At 56.0% G+C, this 17,912-nt stretch carries 14 protein-coding genes; 11 read left to right on the plus strand and 3 right to left on the minus strand.

Annotation, left to right across the window (positions count from 1 at the left end):
- Positions 1-127 precede the first annotated feature (127 nt).
- The gene (locus FHS21_RS10585; RefSeq protein ID WP_183661883.1) at positions 128-1,393 is read right to left on the minus strand and encodes an adenylate/guanylate cyclase domain-containing protein; all 1,266 of its coding nucleotides are present in this window, start codon (positions 1,391-1,393) and stop codon (positions 128-130) included.
- A 367-nt stretch (positions 1,394-1,760) separates the two neighbouring features.
- On the opposite strand from FHS21_RS10585, the gene FHS21_RS10590 reads away from it, so the two are divergent.
- Together FHS21_RS10590 and FHS21_RS10595 are read left to right on the plus strand one after the other, a co-directional pair.
- Complete coding sequence (locus tag FHS21_RS10590; protein ID WP_158482171.1) at positions 1,761-1,958, plus strand: hypothetical protein; 198 nt, start codon at positions 1,761-1,763, stop codon at positions 1,956-1,958.
- Positions 1,934-2,908, plus strand: a complete 975-nt coding sequence (locus FHS21_RS10595) for a TrbL/VirB6 family protein (RefSeq protein WP_112551801.1) — start codon at positions 1,934-1,936, stop codon at positions 2,906-2,908. Before FHS21_RS10590 ends, FHS21_RS10595 begins: the two co-directional genes overlap by 25 nt.
- A 4-nt stretch (positions 2,909-2,912) precedes the next feature.
- Here FHS21_RS10595 and FHS21_RS10600 read toward each other — a convergent pair whose 3' ends face one another.
- Positions 2,913-4,133 carry a glycosyltransferase family 4 protein gene (locus tag FHS21_RS10600; protein ID WP_112531203.1) on the minus strand — a complete coding sequence of 407 codons (1,221 nt, stop codon included), beginning with the start codon at positions 4,131-4,133 and terminating at the stop codon, positions 2,913-2,915.
- A gap of 35 nt (positions 4,134-4,168) precedes the next feature.
- Positions 4,169-4,738, minus strand: coding sequence for a MarR family transcriptional regulator (locus tag FHS21_RS10605; RefSeq protein WP_112531210.1), 570 nt, complete (start codon positions 4,736-4,738; stop codon positions 4,169-4,171).
- A 199-nt stretch (positions 4,739-4,937) separates the two neighbouring features.
- Between FHS21_RS10605 and FHS21_RS10610 the strand changes: the two genes are divergently transcribed.
- From FHS21_RS10610 to FHS21_RS10650, 9 genes are all read left to right on the plus strand, one after another.
- A complete protein-coding gene (locus FHS21_RS10610; protein ID WP_112531202.1) occupies positions 4,938-6,707 on the plus strand; it encodes a type I secretion system permease/ATPase in 1,770 nt (589 codons plus the stop codon).
- On the plus strand, positions 6,704-8,122 hold the full coding sequence (locus FHS21_RS10615) for an HlyD family type I secretion periplasmic adaptor subunit (protein WP_112531201.1): 1,419 nt from the start codon (positions 6,704-6,706) through the stop codon (positions 8,120-8,122). Before FHS21_RS10610 ends, FHS21_RS10615 begins: the two co-directional genes overlap by 4 nt.
- A gap of 293 nt (positions 8,123-8,415) precedes the next feature.
- Complete coding sequence (locus tag FHS21_RS10620) at positions 8,416-9,075, plus strand: calcium-binding protein (protein ID WP_112531200.1); 660 nt, start codon at positions 8,416-8,418, stop codon at positions 9,073-9,075.
- Positions 9,076-9,145: 70 nt separating this feature from the next.
- Positions 9,146-11,419: a glycosyltransferase family 2 protein gene (locus tag FHS21_RS10625; RefSeq protein ID WP_183661886.1), complete on the plus strand. Its 2,274-nt coding sequence runs from the start codon at positions 9,146-9,148 to the stop codon at positions 11,417-11,419.
- Complete coding sequence (locus FHS21_RS10630; protein WP_183661888.1) at positions 11,416-12,261, plus strand: class I SAM-dependent methyltransferase; 846 nt, start codon at positions 11,416-11,418, stop codon at positions 12,259-12,261. The genes FHS21_RS10625 and FHS21_RS10630 overlap by 4 nt, the downstream gene beginning before the upstream one ends.
- Positions 12,258-13,517, plus strand: coding sequence for a glycosyltransferase family 4 protein (locus FHS21_RS10635; protein ID WP_183661890.1), 1,260 nt, complete (start codon positions 12,258-12,260; stop codon positions 13,515-13,517). The genes FHS21_RS10630 and FHS21_RS10635 overlap by 4 nt, the downstream gene beginning before the upstream one ends.
- Before the next feature lie 10 nt (positions 13,518-13,527).
- Positions 13,528-14,301 (plus strand): hypothetical protein, encoded by a 774-nt coding sequence (locus FHS21_RS10640; protein WP_112531197.1) that lies wholly within the window; start codon positions 13,528-13,530, stop codon positions 14,299-14,301.
- 17 nt (positions 14,302-14,318) lie between these two features.
- A complete protein-coding gene (locus tag FHS21_RS10645) occupies positions 14,319-16,559 on the plus strand; it encodes a hypothetical protein (protein ID WP_112531196.1) in 2,241 nt (746 codons plus the stop codon).
- Entirely contained in the window at positions 16,556-17,884 is a 1,329-nt protein-coding gene (locus tag FHS21_RS10650; protein WP_112531195.1) for a glycosyltransferase family 4 protein, read from the plus strand. Before FHS21_RS10645 ends, FHS21_RS10650 begins: the two co-directional genes overlap by 4 nt.
- Positions 17,885-17,912 lie beyond the last annotated feature (28 nt).

Below are 17,912 nucleotides of genomic sequence, written 5' to 3' on the forward strand. Positions count from 1 at the left end.
GCCAGCAGAAGTCTTCCGGCAAAAACTGCTCGCACAGAGGCGGCGGGCGGGCTAGCCTCTCATTGTCGCAGGTCGCGGTTCGCCATGAACTCACAGACTGGCCGAGTGCGCCATGTCATGCAAATGCCTATTGAGACTGGGTGGCGGCGTGTTGGGCTCGACCAGCCGCCCTGTATTTTTCGAGAATTATCGGATCCAGCGTAAACAATTCCTGCGCTCGACCGACGCCGCGCAACGCGAAGCGGCCAACGGATACCAGTTTTGCGCGCAGTTCTTCAGGCAGAGCTGCGGCGAAACGGTCGGAAAGGAGAACGTCCTGATCGACCGACCGGCACATGGAGGCGATGCGGCTGACTTCGTTGACTGCAGGTCCGACAACAGTGAAGTCCAGCCGCGTATCGCTGCCGATATTGCCATAAAAGACCTCGCCGATATGAACGCCAAGATAAACATCCGTTGCGGGCGCACCGCTGGCTTTGCGCGTCTTGTTGAGTACTACCACGCGCTTGCGCAGGTGCATCTGCGCTTTCAATGCGGCGGTAGCCGCGCTTGCCGAATCCTCTTCGGTGAAAATCGCAAGTATGCCATCCCCGATCAGCTTCAAGACATCACCACCGGCCTCCTGCACCGATGAAATAACGGCTTCAGCGTAGTCGTTCAACATGGGGATGATCGCATCAGGTGCAGCCGCATCGGAGATACGGGTGTAATCCCGCAAGTCGGAATACCATAGCACCGCTTCGATCCGTTCGGCTGAACCACGATTGATCCGCCCCGCAAGCACACGTTTTGCCGCATCACGGCCGAGATAGACATCGGCCAGTGTTCTAACGATGCGCGTGAGCGAAGCGCATTTGATGGCAAGAGCAAGACCCCTCACCAGCCGCCTGAGCACATCTATATCGTTCTCAGAGAAACCTTCTGAATCCGCGGTCGACCAGGACGAGTAGAAGCAATCCATTTCACCGATGCTGCCTTCGTTCGAAAACCGATTCATGAAAGCGAGGTAATCGGTACAACCCTCGCTCTTGAGAGTCGTCAGATGACGGAAGCCGATATTATCAACCTCGGCAAGCCGATGGCGCATCTCGTCCTCGCCGATTTGCAGGAGATGGTAGAAAGTCGAATTCTGCCAGTTGTCAGCGCTTTCGCCTTGCTGTGAGGAGCCATATTCGATGATGGCTTTCTCGACTTCCCCGTCCCGGCGCCACGGGAATGCCCTGCCCTCATATATCGGATGAAGCGTATCGACAAAGGCGCTCGCACGTTCGAGCTGAATGCCTGCAGCGAGGCATCGCGCGCAGAAGCCGTTGAACAGGTCCATCTCTGACATGCCCGACAATCCTTGCAGATCAAGCCAGGTTTCGATTTCGACGATATCGGCTTTGTTCATGGTTTTGGCGCTCGCACTGCTGATGGCCACGGCTTAACACGTTGCGGTTGTTTGAAAAAGATTGTAGCGCCGTATCGTGCCGGAGTTTTTCAATATTTCAACGATAGGTATCTTGGTAAAAATACAACCTAACTCACTGTAAATCGTCTAAAATTTCCAGATTTGGTAGCATAGAACATATCGGTTAGCGTCGTGCTTTTCGCCGCTGCATTGTGCGTGGGGTGCGGGGGCGGCCATAAACTGAAGACGCCTTGCGCCCTGCCCGCCTCGGCCTTGTCCTATGGTGTTCTGGATTGCCGCCCGCTGCGACCGGTCAACGGGGCGTTCGACATTGTTATCCAGCCGCCGTCGCAATCGGGAGTGTCCAGTGGAGGGAGCTAATTCTATCGCCACACTATCGAGTAACATCGACAGCCTGGGTACAAATTTTACGGCGGCGACCTACGGCATCTTCGCCTATTACCTCACACCCGTCATGGCCGCGCTATTTACTCTTTGGGGATCCGGTTCTGGCAAGGACAGGGCGGCAGCATCGTCGGCATGGTGTTCAAGCTCGTCCGCATAGCCATCATCTTCTCGCTCGTGACCGCATGGGGACCTTTTCAGGTCGCGCTCTACGGACTTTTCACCAACGCGCCCTACATGGTGAGTTCCGTCATGCTCAATCATATTGTCAATCCTCGCAGTGGCAAAGCCATGGGATTTAGCACTCTCGCCAACGACCTCAACGCTGTTTACGGCTTCGCGCTAACTGCGTCGGCCAAAATCGAGCAGTCAGCAGTCGCGGCTGCCGCCCCATTGCCTCAACCGGTTCCCGAAGAAGGCAGCCCGCCAAACCCGGCAAAATCAAACCCGATTGCGCAAACAAAAAATCCTGCGGAAAATCCGCTGACAGTTCCATTGAGTTCATCGGTGCAGGCAGCAATCATATGGATCGCCGCAGCGTTGTTCGTTGGCTACGCGGTTGCACTCCTCTTGTTTGCAAAAGTTGCGTTGTGGATCATGCTTGCGCTCGCTCCATTTTTCATCGTGTTGCTGATGTTCCAAATCCCGTCACGGTACTTTGCCGGCTGGCTCACGGGCACGATCCAGATAATCCTGATACCGATCTTTCTGACAACCTTCCTCAGTTTTTACAATATCGGTGTACAGGATGTCGTGAAGGCGCTGGTGTTAAGCCTTGCAAAGGGCAGCATACCTGCCATGAAGGATGCCGGTCCTTTTGTGCTCGTTTGTCTGACGGGATTCTTCTTGCTTACCCAGATCGTGCCGCTCAGCGGCCGAATTGCGACAAGCAGCCAGGAATGGTTCACCAATCTTGCGTCTCACGCGGGCAATGCCAGCAGAAACATCGTCAGTTCCATGGCTGCAGGACGCGGCGTCCGAAATTCCTCTGGAAACACTTCAATCGCTTCTGCGCCCGCACAACTTTCGCACGAACATACGGGCGAAACGAATCTGCGCGAGGTGCAAGACAGAAGTGCGGCGGTCAATCGGCAAAGCAGAAACCGATAGCGAGTCAGGCAGCTTTGACGACCGAATTGATCAGAGATTTCTGCCGCGAAAGACAATCCACCAGTCGAAAGCGATTCTCGATTGTCTTACGGGCGGCGATGCGTAGCGGCAGAAAATCTTCAGGCTTTTGCAGGACTCGAAGGATCGTATCGGCCAAAGCATCGGTATCAAAGAATGGCACGAGGAGGCCATTCGTCCCGGATCGGACAATTTCCTGAACCGGCGGCGTATCGGAGCCGATTATCAAGGCGCCACAAGACATTGCCTCGATCACTGACCACGACAGCACGAAAGGATATGTCAGGTAGATATGGGCAGTTGATATCTGGTAGAGCTGACGCAAGAGATCGTGCGAAATGGCTCCCGGAAACACAATTCTGTCCGGCGGAATATCATGGCTGGCGAGTAACGCATCCTTCCAGGACCCTCCACCAAGTGGCGGTGTTCCATAGCTAACGCCATTGCCGCCGACAAATACGAAGAGCGCTTCTGGATTTTGGCGTATGACCTTTGCCGCCGCCGCGAGTGCTTGCGGAAAACCGCGATAGGGTTCGAGGTCCCGGGCGACAAAAGTGATGATCGGCGGATCGCCCGCTTTCAACAAGCGCCCATCAGGCAGCCGCAGCGACGCGTTGCGGTCAGGGCGGAAAATTTCCGTATCGACGCCCTCATGACAGACAGCGATCCGACTCCGGGCGGATACCGGATAGAGGCTTTTTTGCCAATAGGTGGGACTGATCCCGCCGTCGATCGCTTCCAGTGAGAGAAGTTGCGCGACATTGCGCAGTCTCAATCGTTTGCGGGTTTCGGCATCCGGATTGTCGTCGGGAGCAAAACCGACATCGGCACCTTCCGCCTTATAGAAAAATTCGCAATAGCCGATAGCTGGCACTTTTGGCAGGATGTCCTTGACGAACATCATGCTGCCCCAGCCTATATGACCGATAACGATATCCGGCTTTTCGCCATGGCGCACCATCGCATCGAATGTCTCCGCAACACGGTGACCAATGCGGACATGGTGGTCCGGAATGCCCAGATGCCTGGCCATCCGGGAATCTGCCCGGGGGCCAGGTTCTGCGCGGTGCAAGATCACGCGAACCGACGGGAGGCGTCGGTCCACTGTCTCGCAAACAAGGCTGACATCATGCCCGCTCGTTGCAAGATGTTCAGCCAAAGCTGCGAATTGGCCAAAACCACGCCTGTGAACAAGGGCCACATGCATGAGATCAGCCCCCTCCGGGACTCATCGAAGTTGAGTTAGATGCCATAACGCGCGGCATTGCCCCAAACCAGTTCGAGCCTGTGCAGCGTCTGGAACGCGATTTCGAGATTGCGGAGATCATCGGCATCCCTGGCAAGAACACGATTATATGCCCCGCCAGCATCACGCAGATTGGCGCAAAGCTGCTCTCCCTTTTCCGTCAATCGAATCCTTGCAGACCGCTTGTCCCGTTGGGACGCGACCCTGTCGATGTAACCCCCATCGGCAAGTTGCTTCAGGTAGTAGGAAATGTTCGAGCCGACATAGTGCCCCCGGTCCAACAATTCCCCAACGGAAAGTTCGACATCGCCGATAGCCATCAGGACCATTGCCTGTGCCGGACCGACGTCTTCAATCCCCAGCTTCGTCATTTCTGTTCTGAGCAGACTGGCGAAACGGCGATTTACCCTTTCAATCATTCGAGCTAGCTCGAAGTGTGTAACTACGACCGTGTGAACCGGGTGTCTATGTCCCTGTTTTTCCGCTGTAATTTCGGGGAAATCGGCGGCGTAATATCCATCAATAGATGTTTCGACTTCCACTCCTTCGTGCAGAAGTTTTTGTATCATCTTTGTCTCCATGGTCATTTTACTTCAAATTTTGAAGTAAGTTGCGAGTGTATTTTCGATTCTCCTTCGCTTTTTCCCCCGTCATATGATCTTTTTTCTGTCACATTCTGCACGGTATTACTTTACTAGTCTCTGGTCTTAGACCAAGGTCGTTGGGGCTAACTGGCAGCTGTGTCATTTCCAAGGCAGATTACACATGAATGATACTCGTCAAATCGATGCAAATGGCAAGAGCCACGTGGGAAAAAAAGCGACGACGCCGGGAGTTCCGACGCCCCAAACGCTGATTTTCAAGGCCCGCCGGGTTTTTCTGGCAGGTCTCCTCTACGCCGTATTGCTTAGTTTCTGTATCAGCCTTTTGCAACTTACGGTACCCCTTTACATGTTGCAGGTGCATGACAGGGTGCTGAACAGTCGCAGCACCGACACTCTGCTTATGCTGACGGTCCTGGCAGTGGGCGCTTTGCTGGTTTACGGCATTCTCGAATTTATCCGCGCTTTGTCTTTCCAGGCCATGGGCAGCGCGCTTGTGCGCCGGCTAAATCTGCCGATTCTGACAGCTGCCGTGCAGGCATCGGTGGATCAGGGCCTTCCCAAGGCCACGCAATCCTTGCGCGATCTCACCGAACTGCGTACTTTTTTGACTTCCTCGGCGGTAAGCGCGCCACTGGATGCTGCCTGGTCGCCTATCTTTCTCGCCGTGCTCTTTCTGCTGCACCCGGTTTTCGGGATCATCGGTGTCGTGGGCGTGATCATCCTTGTTTGTTGCGGCGTAGTTACTGATCTCTTAACCCGCAGCCTGCTCAAGGATGCGAATCAGGCCAACATTGAAGCCATTTCAAAAATAGGTGCAACGCTGCGGCACGCCGAGGCGATCGAGGCAATGGGAATGTTGCCCGCTCTGGCAAGACGCTGGCGGGGTTTGCAGATGAACGCGTTGGATCTGCTCGATCTTGGAGGCACCCGCAGTCGTGCGATGGCGTCCATTGCGCGCACATTGCGCTTCATCATCCAGGTCGCGACACTGGGTGCAGGGACCATGCTGGCGATGGAACAGGCGATCTCGCCAGGGGCAATGATCGCGACCAGCATTATCGTGGGCCGTCTGCTGATGCCGTTCGACCATGTCGTCGAAACCTGGCGTCAGTGGGTGAATGCGGTTGGCAACTGGAAGCGCATCCAGGCCCTGCTTGCACAGAATCTTGCCGTGCGTCAGACGATGCCAACGCCCCGGCCGCATGGCGACCTGATCATCGACAAGCTGGTTTATGCGGCTCCGGGTGTCGAGATGCCGATCATCAAGGGTATTTCCTTCAGCCTATCGCCGGGTGAAGTGCTTGGCATTGTCGGCCCTTCCGCTGCCGGCAAATCGACGCTCGCGCGGCTCATGATCGGGATCGTCAAGCCGACATCGGGCGGCGTGTTTCTCGACGGAAACAATGTCTATCTCTGGGAGCGTGGATCCTTCGGAGAGATTGCCGGCTATCTGCCGCAATCGGTGGCGCTGCTTGAAGGCACCATCCAGGATAATATCGCGCGGATGGGCGACGGCGATCCGCATCGGGTGCTCGAGGCGGCGCGGCTCGCTGATGTTCATGAAATGATCGGACGGCTGCCACTTGGGTACGATACGCCGGTGGGCGACGGGAAGTTGACGCTTTCCGGCGGTCAGCGGCAGCGTATCGGCCTTGCCCGGTGCCTCTACAATCGCCCTCGCCTGATCGTGCTTGATGAGCCGAACGCCAATCTCGATGCCGTCGGCGAAAGAGCGCTCATGCGTGCGATCGAACAGGCCCGCGACGATGGAGCAATCGTGGTGATGATTGCCCACCGCCCAACAATTATGCAGGTGGCTGACAAGCTGCTGGTATTGGAGAACGGGCGCATCACACAGTTCGGCCCCCGCACGGACGTCGTGTCGTCCATCACCCCGACCGGTCCTAAAATGGGAGCCACCGCATCATGACGGGCAACACAAACCTGCAGAAACGCGCCCCTCAACTATTGGCACCAAGCACCGTGTCCGGCAGCGAAACCGTCCCCACCAAGTTTGGGTCCGTCCGTCCGGAATGGGTCACCGATCTTGAGCAGGAAGATAGAAAGTCCCCTCTGCGCAAGTTGATCATCGCCGGCACGTCGACGATTTTGATCGCGTTTGGCGGATTTTTCGGATGGGCCTATTCTGCAGAACTTGGCAGCGCTGCCGTTTCGCTCGGTACTGTGATCGTCGATTCGAAGCGAAAGACAGTCAGTCACCTCGAGGGCGGTATCCTCGACCGTCTGCTTGTACAGGAGGGTGATGAGGTGAAAGTAGGTCAGCCACTCGTCCGGCTTGACGACACAAAGGCACGGTCCGAGCTGCAATCGCTGCAGAGCCGCCGGGTGGGGCTTATCGCAAAGTTGGCGCGGCTGCGTGCCGAGCAGGCAGGAGAAACCGAAATCGCATTTCCGAAGAACTTTGGCGAAATGGGCGACATTTCCGCTGAGAGCGCTATGAGAGCTGAGAGGATATACTTTGAGAAACGCTACGCGCAGAAAATGAGCCGCGTGGACATTCAGAAGAAGACTATTGAACAATATACCGAGCAGGCGAAAGCATCGGATGCACAGATAGCAGCGACTGATCGGCAGATCGAGTTGATCACTGAACAGCGGGAGGCGATCGCTGGGCTTGTGAAAAAAGGCTTTGCCCAGAAGTCGAAGTTGACCGAAATCGATACCAGACTGAGCGAGCTCGCGGGAACCCGGGGTGAGTTTGCGGGTGACAAAGCAAAGGCCGAGCAAGCCAAGGCAGGTGCGGAATTTTCCCTCATAGGTATTGAAAGCGATCTACAGTCGGAGATTGCCGGAGAAATCACAACGAGCCAGGTTGATCTCGCCGACACGGAAGAGCGTATCGTGGCGGCCAAAGACGTCATGCGCCGTGTCGAAATACGTTCGCCGCAGGCGGGCATCGTCGCCAATATTCGCTTGCGGACACCTGGCGGCGTGGTGGCCGCTGGCGAAGCCATACTCGATATCGTACCGGAAAATGAACCGCTGGTTGTCGAAATGAAGATCAGCCCACGCGACATCGACAGCGTGATTGTTAGTTCGCCGGTGCAGGTTCGCCTTACGGCCTATAACCAGCGTTCGCTGTCGCCGCTCGATGGCAAGGTCACTTATGTGGCCGCGGATCAGGTTATCGATGAAAAGACCGATACGGCGTACTTCGTGGCACGTGCGGAAATCGCTGCTCAATCGCTGGCGTCCAACCCCACGATCAAACTTTACCCGGGGATGCCGGCCGAGGTGCTGATCGTGCACAAGCCGCGCAAAGCGATCGAGTACATCATTTCCCCAATTTCAGACAGCTTTAACCGTGCCTTCAGAGAGGATTAGTTAGAAGATTCTCACTGCAGCGCACCATATTTAGAGGTATTTCAAATTTCAAATTAAATTACACTTAATACATCGCAATATAATAAGTAGTTTTGCTTTAAACAGGAATTATAGATTTCTAATATAAAAGTGTCATAATACATGGACGTAATAATTTGTTACTATGGATTGCCACATTTATATTCTTAGTCTAGATTGCAATTCGATTTGGTGCAGCGCACAATCGTTTAGGCATCGATCGTCGGAATCTTCCGGCAAGTTGTAGACTCAAAGCAGGACAGAAGGAGAAGCAGATGGCCACTTTAGAAGGCGGCGCCTACGACGACGTTTTGTTTGGCTCGCGTTTTGACGACTTCATCCACGCCAATGGCGGTGACGATGTCGTTTTTGGCTCGAACGGAAATGACTCGATATTCGGTGACGCCGGCGACGATTTGTTGTTTGGCGGCAACGGCAATGACTCGATTTTCGGCGGCGAGGGAACTGATATCCTCTTCGGCGACAATGGTAACGACATACTGAGCGGTAACGAGGGAAATGACGTTCTCTTCGGCGGCCATGGAGATGACGTTCTTACCGGCGGTGCCGGTTCTGATCTCTTGTTCGGCGATGCTGGAAACGATGTTCTTTCCGGCGGTGCCGGCGATGACACTCTCTTCGGCGGCGCAGGCAATGATACACTCATTGGCGGCGCAGGCAGTGATGTATTCCTGTTCACTGGCGGCGGCGGTAACGACGTTGTGCTCGATTTTACCCCTGGTGAAGACGTCCTCCAGATCTCCAGCGGTATCAACGGGCAGGATATTCATTCGGCTGACGATCTTGCCGATCGTGTTACGCAGGTTGGTGGCAATGTTGTCGTCGATCTCGGTCATGGCGATTCCGTCACGCTCGTTGGTGTCAATGCCGACGATGTCACGGAACATCCGGGCGACTACTTCGTCGTTCATTGATAGTGATTACAGCGTGCCCTGCCCTCCGGCCGGGCACGTTTTTTTCTGACGTGAATGAAAGGGCAACGTGTTGAACCTCGACCATTCGACGGATATTGCGGGCGATACCGAGAGCATTTCAATCTCGCGTCTCTGTGCAAATGTGGCCGTCGTGATCTGGGACCTTCCGGCTTCCATACGGGCATCAACGAAATGTACGCTGGAGACGCCGGAACCATTCGTTCCGCTCATCAGCTTGAATATTCCCCTCGAAACGGGCGGTCAGCGTGTTCTCTGGGCCGTGCGCACCAAAGATGAGCCGGTCCGTCTTACCATGTCCGCTGGTACACTCGGGCCGACCGAACAAGCTGTTCTTTATCCGGCAGTCGAGCTTGGTTCTTTCGATGTGGACCGTGCAGTCGACAATCTCGCGGTTGCCGGACATATCAAGCTGCTCAACAATATGCTGAGCACATGGCGAAGTGCCTTTCGCCTGTCGCAGAATCAGATTTTTGCCAGCGTTGTTCGCGAAATTACCTTGGCGTTGACGCCGGAACCGCGGCAAGTGCGCGGTTGTGGTCAGCCGATCGACGGTCATCACCTGCTGGAAACCGCACTGGATCCGGACCTTGGCGATGTTACTGCCATCTATGCTATCAGCGCCAATTCCATAATTGCGCTGCCGACGAAGCTGGGTCTGGGGCGCCAATCCAAAAAAGGCTGGCAATCGTGCCATCTCCTTGTGGAGTCCGCCCAGGCATTGCCGCAATCATTGCACTTTGTGTTTACGGGGAAAAACGGTATTGCTGTCCGCAAGCTATCCGACAGCGATGGCCAGCTTGATTTTTCCAAGTGGTGGCCAAAGCGGCAGAACGATATGGAACTGCGTGAGTTCCTCGTGCGTCAACTGGCAGAAGTCCCCGGTGCTGGCGCTGCCATTGCTATCGATATGCAGATGCGCGCTCCGTTGCCAGTTCGCCAGATCGCAAAGTCAGGGACGCATCCTGCGGCCGAAATCGATCTCGCGATCGCACTTGATGGCGGCTTGCTCGTCGGCGGCTGGACCCACGATCCCGCAGCGATGCTAGCCCGTATCGAATATCTTTCGGAAGATGGAAGTGCTCTGCCGCTCCAGCCCAATTTCTACAAGTTTCCTGGCAAGACTGGCGAACGCGCGGATGGACTTGGCGCAGACGTGACCGGTTTTGTCGCCTGGCTGCCACAAGCCAAAAATCTTGGTCCATTGCTGCAGCCGCGCTTTCAGATGCGGCTCGTCTCGGGTGCAACCGCGATGCTGGTGCCGCCAATACAGCCATCTGAACCATCGGCCCAGCGTAACCGCATCTTGCGGGCGGTACCGCCGCAGCATGCGCGTAGCCAGGTGTTCGAAAGCATTCTTGCGCCAGCCCTGAAAGAGGTCGAACAAAAACTTGGCCAGACGGTGAGGATTGCAGATATCAAGGAATACGGCGTGGGACCGGCAACCCCTCTGATCTCGATCGTAATTCCCCTCTATCGCAATCTCGACTTTTTGCGCTTCCAGCTTTCGGCCATGGCAACCGATCCTTGGCTTGTGGCGAATGCAGAGGTCATTTTTGTGCTCGATTCTCCGGAAATCCAGGACGATACAGAGCACTTGCTTGGCGGACTGCATATCCTGCATGACTTGCCGATGAAGCTCGCCACCATGAATCGCAACAGCGGCTATGCCCGTGCCTGTAACGCCGGTGCGAGTCTTGCGACAGGCACCATGCTGGTAATGTTGAATTCCGACGTTGTCCCCTGCGGTCCGGGCTGGTTGGACACACTCACACGGCCCTTGCTCGAGCAGAAGAAGCTGGGTGCGATCGGACCGAAACTGCTCTTCGAAGATGGCTCCCTGCAGCATGCCGGGTTGTACTTTGCCCGCGACCAGCGCGGCGTCTGGCTCAACCATCATTTCTACAAGGGCATGCCGGGCTATTATTCGCCGGCTCAGATTGCGCGGACAGTGCCGGGCGTGACCGGTGCGTGCCTCGTTACCCGCAAGGATATTTATGATCTGGTCGGCGGGTTCACCGAGGACTACATCATCGGGGACTACGAGGATAGTGACCTATGCCTGAAAATCCGGCAGATCGGTTTTCAAGTGGCATACGAGCCGAATGTTGCGCTCTACCACTTCGAACGCCGATCTATCCGTCGTAGCAGCGACTACATGCGCGGTCTCGCGAGCCAATATAATTCCTGGCTTCATACGCAGCGCTGGGACGACGACATCACTGAATTAATGACGACCTATCTCGATGAAGCGGTACCCGATCAACTGAACGGGGACACCGTCACTTCTTTCGTCAAGGAAAAGTCTGAAAGGAGCGCCGCTTGACTGAGGTTATTGCACTCAAGACAGCTTTTACCGAACCTGCCCCCGCATTCAATTACGATCACGTTGAATGGCTGATGGAAGGCGTCCTGCGCAACCGGTTTCTACCCTGTCCTGACCCGGATAGCATTTTCGTCGGAGACGGCAATTTCCAGGCCGTTGGTGCAGAGTTCCTCGGTCATTTCATCCGCAAGGGTGGTGTGCGGCCTGATAGCCGGGTCCTCGATATCGGTTGTGGTATCGGGCGCATGGCTGTCCCGCTAACCCAGTACCTTGACTTTGCAAAAGGCAGCTATTGCGGCATCGATCCGGTTGCCGGCGGGATCAACTGGTGCCGGCAGATGATCAGTCCGGTCTACTCCAACTTCGAATTCCGCCATCTGGATATCGCACACTCGCTGTATAATCCGAAGGGTGCCATCGATGGGCTCGAACTCGTTCTGCCCTATGAAGACCGGCAGTTCGATTTCATCATCATGACGTCTGTCGTCACCCATCTGCCCGACGAAGAGGTAAGCGCCTATTTGCGCGAGGTGGAACGGGTCCTTGCGCCGGGTGGTCGCCTGTTCATGACATGCTTCGTCGTCGATAAGGTTGCAGCTGAGAATCCCTTGAAAAAGCGTGACGCGCGGCTCGGATTTCAGCGTTACGACGAAGGTCCGTGCTGGTTCGTTCCAGAACTGCCGCCACTGGCTGCTGTGGGTTTCGACGATGGATTTCTGGATGGTGCGCTAACGCGTGCCGGTTTGTCGGTCACAACAAAGTCATTCGGTCACTGGCGCGGCGTTCCTTCGGATCATTATCAGGATCTGTTTGTGGCCGAGCTCGATAGGGGCGATCGATGACCCGTGTACTCGTCGCTGCACACAATCATCCAGCTTTGCACCCAGGCGGCACGGAAATATTCGCCCACGACCTTTTCCGTGCCTATCAGCGGGCCGGATGTGAGGCGCTCTTTCTCGGCGCGACCAATCACATCCATCGCGAGGCACGACCAGGAACGAGCTTCCAGAGCATCGGCACCAACGGCGACGAAATTCTGCTGTGGTCCGGGCACTTCGACCGGTTCTTCATGAGTCAGGTCGATCTCTATGGCATCGTTCCGGACATCGTCGAACTCCTGCGCGATTTCCGGCCAGACGTCGTACATCTGCATCATCTCCTGCTTTTGGGCGCGGAGTTTCCGCATATCGTGCGGCGCACCTTGCCTGAATGCCGGATCGTCATGACGCTGCATGATTATTATCCGATCTGTCACCACGATGGTTTGATGGTGCGCACAACGAGCAAGGAACTATGCCACGGTGCTAGTCCGGACCGGTGCCACAGCTGTTTTAAGGAAATTGCCCTCGACAAGTTCGTTCTGCGTGAGCGTCATCTGAAGTCTCTTTTGAGTGCTGTCGATAGTTTCGTATCGCCGAGCGAATTTCTGAAGCAGCGCTATGTCGACTGGGGCATTTCCGACCATTTGATCAGCGTGATCCCCAATGGCCAGCCCGAACGGGCTGAGGTAAAAAAGCGAGATGTCACGCAGCGTACCAAGCCGGTTTTCGGCTATTTCGGTAACCTCAATCCATGGAAGGGTGCAACTGTCCTGCTCGAAGCAGCAAAGCAGCTGATTTCCGAGGATTTCGAATTCGAGCTGCGTGTCCACGGCGCGGCGCCGTTCCAGAGCGAAAGTTTCGTTGCTGATATAGATCGCCTTTTCGCTGAAACGTCACCCACCGTGCAGCGCCGTGGCGCTTACCGTCGCGAAGATATTGCTGGTCTGATCGCCACAGTCGATTGCGCGATCATGCCTTCGATCTGGTGGGAAAATGCACCGCTGGTGATCCAGGAAGCACAGGGCCAGGATTGCCCGGTTATCACAAGCAATATCGGTGGAATGGCCGAAATGATTGAAAACGGCGTCAACGGGCTGACCGTCCCGCCTAATGACCCTATGGCGCTGGCGGCCGCCATGCGACGAATCGCTGAATATCCTGACTTGCGCCAGAGACTTGTCCTTGGGGCTCGCCACCCCGACACAATCGACATGACGGCTGCGCGCTATCTCGATTTGATCGAGACGTTGCGTCCGGCACATGTCGAAGCAGCCTGAGAGGACCATTATGTCGATAATCACAAATGTGTCGGCACAGGCGCCAATTCAGCCGAGTGCCGTTCCCCAACAGGACAATACGCAGGCCAAAAAAAATGAACCGACAAAGGGACGGGTCGACGCTATCGATGACGGCCGTTTGTTCGGTTGGGCCTTCGATCCAGCAGCGCCGACAAAGAGGCTGACCATTCGCGTGCTTCTGGATGGCAAGCCCATTGCAGAAGCTGTGGCCGACAAGGACCGCCCGGATTTGAAGCGTTCAGGGATTGGCGATGGCGCGCATGCATTCGATGTGATGCTGCCCCAATTCGCTGCGATGCGCGCTGGTGAACTGGTGGTCGTTGCCATAAGTGGCGCAGGGGTCGAACAAGCATTGCGCGTTCCAAAACCTGATGAACAAGCCGCCGAAGCTCTGATCGCCGCGCCGATGACGCGTATTCTCGACAAGCTCGATATGTTGATGGCGGCACAGCGGCAGTTGCAGGTCAACCAGCGCTCATTGCAGCGTATTGCGCCGGTCATTGATGGATCGGGCGGTAGCACTGCAGTCGACGCCGCCGATGTGAGCAATTCGATTGAAAATCTCCGCGGCGACGTCAACCAGCGCCTGACGGAACTCGATGTTCATCTGATGCGAATGGACGGTGTCGTTGCAGGTATGGAAAAGCGCATGGAGTCACTGCAAAAACGCTCCGGTGGCGACGTTAAACCGTTGATTCTGCTTTTGTTCGTTCTCGTAGGCTTTGCTGCCGGGGCTATTCTGTCAATGTCAGTCATGCCTTGATCATGGAGCAGATTTGAATGCTTCGAGACGACAAAAACGTTTTGCCGATAAAGACCGGTAAAGCCCCGGAACGTCTCCCTGTGGTGATGCAAGGCGAGACCGTTGTCGGGTGCCCCATTGACGACACGCTTGTTCTTGTACTCGGCATCGGCAGCCTGACCTCTGAACAGGCTACGGTTTTTCTTAATGGCGATCCCGCCATGAGCGTGAAGGTGACCCTTGTAAACTGGCCGCTGAAAGATGCGTCCCCTGCAGGTACCCACGGGTTTGTGGCGATTGTTCCGACCAATATTCTGCGCCGCGGCGCGTTGAAGACGATTATGTTCCAGCACAAGGCAAACGTGACGCGTTATGCTTTTGCTAGCCGCGCCGCCTCGACTGGCGAGCTGATCGCCATGATTAGCGACCTTGCCGGTTCCAGCTTGCCTTCCGTGATCGACGGACTCGTGGAGGGCCTGATCTCTGGACCGATCGGCCGCAAGAAGCTTTCCGCGATTACCGTCCTTTTGCAGGCAGGTGCACGTTCGGACGGTTGCATCGAACTGATCGGCGGCAGCGATGAGGGTGAGATTTTCGTGCAAGGCTGGGCGCAGGACCTGACGCCTTCCGTCACACGGCTCCTGATCAGTGGCCGGTCGCCATCACTTGCCGAATGTGCAATCAGTGTTTTCGCGCGCCCCGATCTGAACGAGCAATCATCAGGTTTTGCTGGACTGTTGCTCGCCAATGAAATCGTCGAGCCGAATGATATCGAGCGACTGTTGTTTCGGGGGCGTCGCGGCTGGCGCTTCACCGAGGTTTACGACCGCCGTCTGATTGCGGGTGCGCGCGAGACGCCCAGCCATGTGCGAGCGATCTTGCCTCGCGTTCGCAGCTCGACCGAGATTCTCCTTCGTATGCGCTCGGCCGCCAATCGCTTCGATGGAACCGAGACGATCTCCAGCCTGCCCTTCCCGGTACGCATGGGCATCGACCACGTGTTTCGTGTGGAGGGGAGCGGCCTGCTTGTCTCCGGTTGGTTGCTGGATCCGGACAATCATGTGGGGGACGTCAAATTGCGCCGGCATCGCGGCGAAACGCAGCTTGATGCAAACTGGACACGTATCGACAGGCCCGATGTTACCCGGGAATTCGACAACAAACCGCCATTCAACGCCGGGCTTGATCCCAATCGGCACGCGCATGGGTTTGTTGCCTTCGCACCCGAACTCGACGGGGACAGCACAGCACCTTTCTATGTGGAGCTTGGCCTAAGCGATGGGCGGCGCGCGTTCATGCCTCTGACACCGACGCGGATCACGTCGCGCGATGCGGTTGTCCGGCAGATCCGCGCGATTGACCCGAACGCTTGGGCGCTACGGCATATTGTCGATCAACAACTCGTGCCGCTGCTGCGTGGAGTGAACCGCCCTGCTCCTGAAATCTTTGGTGTGGTCGATCTCGGCTCGTTCGAGGACGTTCTTGGACCGGCGCTGATTATTGGCGTTGATGAGCGCGTAGAAGAGATTGCGCCGCTCATTGCCTTGCTCGCCCTTGACCCGGAAACGCGTCGGGCACCAATCGTTATTGCGGCAGCGACTGAGATTGTCGATCGCATTGGGGTCCAGGTGCGGCGGCTCGCGGATTTCTACGGTCTACATCTGCGCCTCGTTTCGGCCAGCGGCTCGGAAGATCTTTACGATGCCCTTGAGGTGGGCGCCCGGGCCGTTTCCACCGAGACGGTTGTTTTTCTCGCCGCCTCACTGCTTCCGCGCAATCCTGGATGGTTCAGCAAATTGCTGGCAGCCTATGAAGCGCGCAAGGAATGCGTCCTCTCCCCCACTCTTGCCTACGAAGATGATTCGATCCGCTGGGCTGGCACATGGGTCGCGGGCGCGCAGTCCGACCGTGCCCTGATCAGCCGTTATGCCGGATATCCCATTGACGCCGTAACAGGAATGGCAACTACGGAGGTAGCGACCGCGACATTCGAATGTTGTGTGATGCCGCGAGAGGCGTTGTTTTCGGTCGATGGGTTTACGCGCGGATATCTTGGCACGCATGAAAAAGGCCTCGACCTCGGTCTGAAGCTCAAGCAATCCGGCCTGAAATCCTACTGGCTGCCATCCGCCCAGATGCTGGGCTCCGACGACATCTCCGTTGCGGACAAGGCGTCGACGATCGCACTTATCGAACGCATCGATCGTCAGGTCTTCGATGCGCGCTGGGCAAACATCCTTACGAAAGATCGTGCAACAACTGTGGAGGCAGCGGTATGACCGAACAACTCCGCGTTCTGGTGATTTCGCATGCGCATCCGAGCATCTCGCTCGGCGGCGGCGAGATCGCATCCTACAATCTGCACAAGGGGCTCAATACGTTGCCAGGCGTGCAATCCGTCTATCTGGCGCGAGCAAGTCATCCAATACCGCGCCATGGCACGACGGCCCTAATGAGTCTACGGCGCAGCAGCGATGAGATCCTTTTTCACGCGGACGAATACGACCATTTTTACCTGTCGAATAACAACACTGACGAAATCCGCCGCGATCTTTTGCGCTTTGTCGGCGATCTCAACCCGCACGTCGTGCATTTTCATCACGTCATGGGACTAGGCCTGGAAACGCTTTACGCCATCCGCGAGGCCCTGCCCGATACGGCGATCCTCGTAACGTTCCATGAATATCTGTCGATCTGCAACAATGACGGTCAGATGGTAAAAGCCGGCTCGTCGAAACTCTGCAACGAGGCCTCACCGATCGACTGCCACGCCTGTTTCCCCGACGTTCCTCCTGCGCGTTTTCTGAAGCGTGAACGATTTGTCCGCGGAATGCTCGAACTTGCCGACGCCTTCGTTGCGCCTAGTGTCTTTCTTGCCCGGAAGTATGCGGAATGGGGTCTCGATGCGGACAAGTTGCATGTGATCGAGAACGGCATCTCCATTGAAAGCGTGACGCCACCAAGGGAGCTGACGGGCCCAAAACCGCGTCGCAACCGTTTTGCCTATTTCGGGCAGATGACACCCTATAAGGGCATAGATGTCCTCGTTGACGCCGTGTCCCGTGTACCGGAAGAGACGTGGGGTGCCGATTCGCGCCTGATGATTTTTGGCGGCAATCTCGAAAAACAGCCACAGGAATTTCAGGACCGTATGGAAAAGCTGATCGGAGAGGCCGGCTCGCGCGTGCGCTTCTACGGTGCCTATCAGAACGCTGAAATGCCACGCCTGATGCAATCGGTCGACTGGGTCGTGATGCCTTCAATCTGGTGGGAGAATTCGCCGATCGTTATTCAGGAAGCATTGCATCATCGCCGGCCGATCATCTGCTCCAATATTGGCGGAATGGCCGAAAAAGTACGCGATGGTGAGGATGGCCTGCATTTCCGCGTTCGCAGCGCCGAAGATCTTGCCGACCGTTTCACGGAGGTATTGTGCGATCCATTGATTTGGGATCGTCTTCATCACAGTGTCCGTCGGCCGACGAATTACATCGACTGTGCCGAAGAACATGTTGCCCTCTATGGCGACCTGCTCAAATCCGGCCGGCAAGAGCCAATCAACATAGCCGCAAGGACCGATGTCGTTCTTTCGCAAGCAAGCTGAATTTTCGCCAGCTTTCAACGCCACGAGA

This window comes from Phyllobacterium trifolii, from assembly GCF_014192095.1.
GTDB classification, from domain to species: Bacteria; Pseudomonadota; Alphaproteobacteria; order Rhizobiales; family Rhizobiaceae; genus Phyllobacterium; species Phyllobacterium trifolii.